The 3,643-nt window shown below is 74.2% G+C and carries 3 protein-coding genes and 1 pseudogene; 1 reads left to right on the top strand and 3 read right to left on the bottom strand.

Annotated features, from left to right (window positions below):
• Positions 1–102 precede the first annotated feature (102 nt).
• On the top strand, positions 103–852 hold the full coding sequence (locus tag ACWEVO_RS32420) for an alpha/beta fold hydrolase (RefSeq protein WP_452311253.1): 750 nt from the start codon (positions 103–105) through the stop codon (positions 850–852).
• Between the two features lie 95 nt (positions 853–947).
• On the opposite strand, the gene ACWEVO_RS32415 is transcribed toward ACWEVO_RS32420, so the two are convergent.
• The 3 genes and pseudogenes from ACWEVO_RS32415 to ACWEVO_RS32405 all read right to left on the bottom strand — a co-directional run.
• Positions 948–2,300 (bottom strand): hypothetical protein, encoded by a 1,353-nt coding sequence (locus tag ACWEVO_RS32415; protein ID WP_452311252.1) that lies wholly within the window; start codon positions 2,298–2,300, stop codon positions 948–950.
• Positions 2,297–3,265, bottom strand: a complete 969-nt coding sequence (locus ACWEVO_RS32410; RefSeq protein ID WP_452311251.1) for an alpha-ketoacid dehydrogenase subunit beta — start codon at positions 3,263–3,265, stop codon at positions 2,297–2,299. Before ACWEVO_RS32410 ends, ACWEVO_RS32415 begins: the two co-directional genes overlap by 4 nt.
• Positions 3,265–3,643: pseudogene (locus tag ACWEVO_RS32405) on the bottom strand (thiamine pyrophosphate-dependent dehydrogenase E1 component subunit alpha); the annotation flags it as partial. The gene ACWEVO_RS32410 and the pseudogene ACWEVO_RS32405, both read right to left, overlap by 1 nt.

Genomic DNA, 3,643 nt, shown 5'->3' with positions numbered 1-3,643 from the left:
AGGCCGTTGGCCCGGCTGGTTTCCCGACCTCCTCGGGCGGCGGCGTTGGGCGGGGGGGCGTCGCGGGGCGGCCGGGCTGTCAGCGCGGTCGGGTGGGGGGGTATGTCCCCCGCCGCGCCCCGCCGGCCCCCGGCGCGCCGCCCCCCCCGGTCCACGGGGCACCGCAACACCCGGGGGGGCCGCGCGGACGCCCCGCCGAGGCGGGAGCCGTACACGGTCGAGCAGGAGATCGACGACCTGGGGGCGGTGCTCGCGCACACCGGCGCGCGCCGGGTGATCGGGCACAGCTACGGCGCGTTCGTGGTGCTACGCGCCGCGCTCCGGCTGCCGCTGGAGCAGGTCGTGGCCTACGACGCGCCGCTCTGCCTCGCCGGCCACGGCCTACCCACGCACTACCTCGACCCGGCCGAGGAGGCGGTCCGCGCCGGGGACATTCCCCGCGCGATGGCCCTGGTCGGCGCGGGCGTCAACCCGCAGGACGCGGCGTCGCGACTGCCGCTCGGCGTGCAGACCGCGATCTGCCGGCTGTTCCTGCGTACCCCGATCGGCCGGACGATGGGCGCGCTGCTGCCCATGACGCTGCGCGAGACCCGGCAGATCCAGGCGCACGAGGCACCGGCCGAGGAGTACGCCGGGATCGCGGCCGAGGTCCTGCTGGCCTGCGGCGCCAAGGCCGCCCCCTGGTACGCCGAGGTCAACGAGATGTTGGCCGCGGTCCTGCCCCGGGCGCGCACGCTCCAGGTCCCCCGCTGCGGCCACAACGGCATCGCGGTCGCCCCACCCCGCCTGGTCGACCCGATCGCCACCTTCCTCGCCTCCCCCACCGGGTCCGAGCGGCCCGCTCCGGCGTGAGTCGATCAAGGGGTTTGCGTCACGCGGCGGCCGGTTCCTGACGCAAACTCCTTGATCAACACGAGGGGCAACGCCACAACCGGGCGGGGCGGCGGTCAGTCGGTGAGGAGGATGCCGGTCATGAGGACGCCTCTCGCGAGGTTGAGGACGCCTTCGCAGCCGGGGTAGCCGACCCGGGCGAGGGCGCCGGAGCCCGTGCGGCCGAACAGGTACGGGGCGAGGCTGTACGGCACCTCCGCGCTGACCGTCTCACCCGTTTCGATCTGCACGAAGTCCATGGTGACCCGGTCCGCCTCGTGGTAGCGCTGCAGGATGTTGCCGCCCGCGTCGATCGCGGCGCGTACCCCGTCCTCCCAGGCGACCGGGCTCATCTCCCGGCCGATCAGCACCCCGTGTCCGGCGGAGCCGCCGGCCGGCTTGGCGACCAAATCGGCCTGCTCGGCGAGGGCCCGGTCGAGCTGGTCGGCGGTGAGCGCGACGGTGTGCGGCACGTACCGGCGGACGAGCGCCCGGTCGGTGTCGGAGAGCAGGTCGAGGTCCGCCCAGAGCCAGGCGTAGTTCAGCTTGTTGCTGAGCAGCCAGGCCGCGGTGCTCACGAACATCGGCAGGGTGCCGGCGGCCAGGGCGCCGGCGACCGCGTCCAGGCCGGAGCTGGGGGTGACCCGGTTGGGTACGAAGAGCCGGAACAGCGCGTCGACGGGCGCGCCGGCCACCACGAGCCGCCGCTGGTCGTCGAGGGTGGCCCCGGCGACCGGCCCGATGACCAGGTCGATGCCGAAGGGCCGGGCCTGGTCGGCGAGCGGGGACAGGATCCTGATGAAGGTCTCCGGGTCGTCGAGCCCCGGGTACTCGGCGTCGAAGTCCATCAGCAGCGCCACCCGTGCGCCGTCGGGCAGGCCGAGGCTGTCCCGGATGGCGACGAACCGCTGGTCCAGCAGGGACGGCGCGGGCCGCGCCGGGTCGAGCAGGTCGTGCGAGCGGTAGAGATCGGCGTACCGGTAGATCACCGTGTCGGCGTCGAACCCCCCGCCGAGGCTGCTGTCGATGTTGTACTCGACGATGCACGGCACCCCGCCCGAGTAGAGGACGTCCGGCCGGTACGCGGCGAGCAGCCCGTCGTGCAGCACCTCGTCCTCGTCGAGCAGCTTGGTCTCCCCCTCGGGCACGTCGAGCAGCCGGCGCAGCTCCCCGGCGGTGCGGGCGCGGCGCTGGCAGGCTTCGAGTATGAGCTGGGCGATCCGGTCGCAGACCTCGTTCAGCTCGCGGAACGCGTCGGCGGTGAGCACCGGCGGCCGGGCCAGCCGCCACTGCTTGTTGTAGGTGGCCCGGCCGTGGAAGATCTTCTCCCAGGCGGCGGCGCCGGTGGCCACCATCGCGGTACGGGTCGACTCGGGAAGGTCGGTCCACGCCTGGCCGAGCGGCGGCCACGGGTATTCGGGGTCGATCATGATCCGTCCTTCAGGCAGAGTTGGATGGCGGCGGTGAGCTGCTCCCGGCCGGGTTGCACGGCTCGGTCCAGCGCGGGCGCGAAGGGCAGCACGGCACCGTCGGGGCGGGTGACCCGCCGAGGTGGCGCGGCCAGCCGCACCCGCTCGACGACGGTGGCGATGATCTCCCCGGCGATGCCGCAGGACCGGTTGGAGTCGTCGACGACGACCAGTCGCCCGGTGCGGGACACCGACCCGATCAGCCCGTCCCAGTCGAACGGGTACAGGGTGCGGGGGTCGAAGACCTCCACGGAGACCTGGTCGGCCAGCTCGTCGGCGACGGCCAGGGCGTCGTGCACCAGGTGCCCGACGGCCACCACGGTGACGTCGGTGCCGGGCCGGCGCACGACCCCCTGACCGAGCGGCACCGGGGCGAGATCGGCGACGTCGGCCCGGACCTCCATGGCCGCGGCGGGGGCGAAGACCACCACCGGGTCGGCGCAGCGGATCGCCGACACCAGCAGCCCGTACGCGTCGGCCGGGGTGGCCGGCACCACGGTGGTCACGCCGACGTGGGCGAAGAGGCTGTACGGGTGGTCGGAGTGCTGCCCGGCCCAGCCGGTCCGGGAGCCCGAGCCGGGCACCAGGTAGGTGACCGGGACGGCGCACTGGCCCCCGGTCATCAGCGGGAACTTGTGCGCGTGGTTGACGATCTGCTCGAAGACCAGGAAGAGCAGCGACGGGATCTGGAACTCGATGACCGGGCGGGCGCCGGCCAGGGCGGCGCCGGTGGCGAAGCTGGTGAACGCCTGTTCCGACAGCGGGGTGTCGAGCACCCGCTCGGGGCCGAACTTCTTCAGCAGGCCGGAGGTGACGTTGGCGGCGGCCACCCGGATGTCCTCGCCGAGCAGGAAGACCGACTCGTCGCGGGTCATCTCGTCGGCGAGCGCCCGGGTGAGCGCCCTGCGGTAGGAGAGCCGGGGCATCAGCCACCTCCGGTCCGAGCGGTGAGCCCGCTGGCGTACAGGTGGTCGAGGGCGGTCGCCGGGTCGGGGGCCGGGCCGGCCAGGGCGAAGTCGACGGCCGCGGCGAGGGTCGCCTCGACCTCGGCGTCGACGGTCTCCCGCACCGGCGACGGCAGCCGGGCGCCCTGGATGTCGACCGGGTCGCGGGAGCGGCCGGCGGCCACCTCCTCGGGCGGGCGGTAGTCGAGGCGTACCTCGTGCTCGAAGGTGTGGTGGGCGTCGAAGCGGTAGGTGCGGGCCTCGACCACCCCGAGCTGGCGGCGATCTTCGGCGGCCTGCCGGTCGGCGGCTGGTCCGGCACCCTGGGGGACCGCTACCAGGAATCGGTCACCAAGGCCG

Source organism: Micromonospora sp. NPDC003776, from assembly GCF_053605645.1.
The sequence above is the reverse complement of the archived record's forward strand: the minus strand, read 5'-3'. Positions and strand labels throughout refer to the sequence as shown.

What these genes read in the sequence shown, in the direction of transcription:
- ACWEVO_RS32420 (WP_452311253.1), top strand. Translation starts at nt 103, where the DNA reads ATGTCCCCCGCCGCGCCCCGCCGGCCCCCGGCGCGCCGCCCCCCCCGG.
- ACWEVO_RS32415 (WP_452311252.1), bottom strand. Translation starts at nt 2,300, where the DNA reads ATGATCGACCCCGAATACCCGTGGCCGCCGCTCGGCCAGGCGTGGACC.
- ACWEVO_RS32410 (WP_452311251.1), bottom strand. Translation starts at nt 3,265, where the DNA reads ATGCCCCGGCTCTCCTACCGCAGGGCGCTCACCCGGGCGCTCGCCGAC.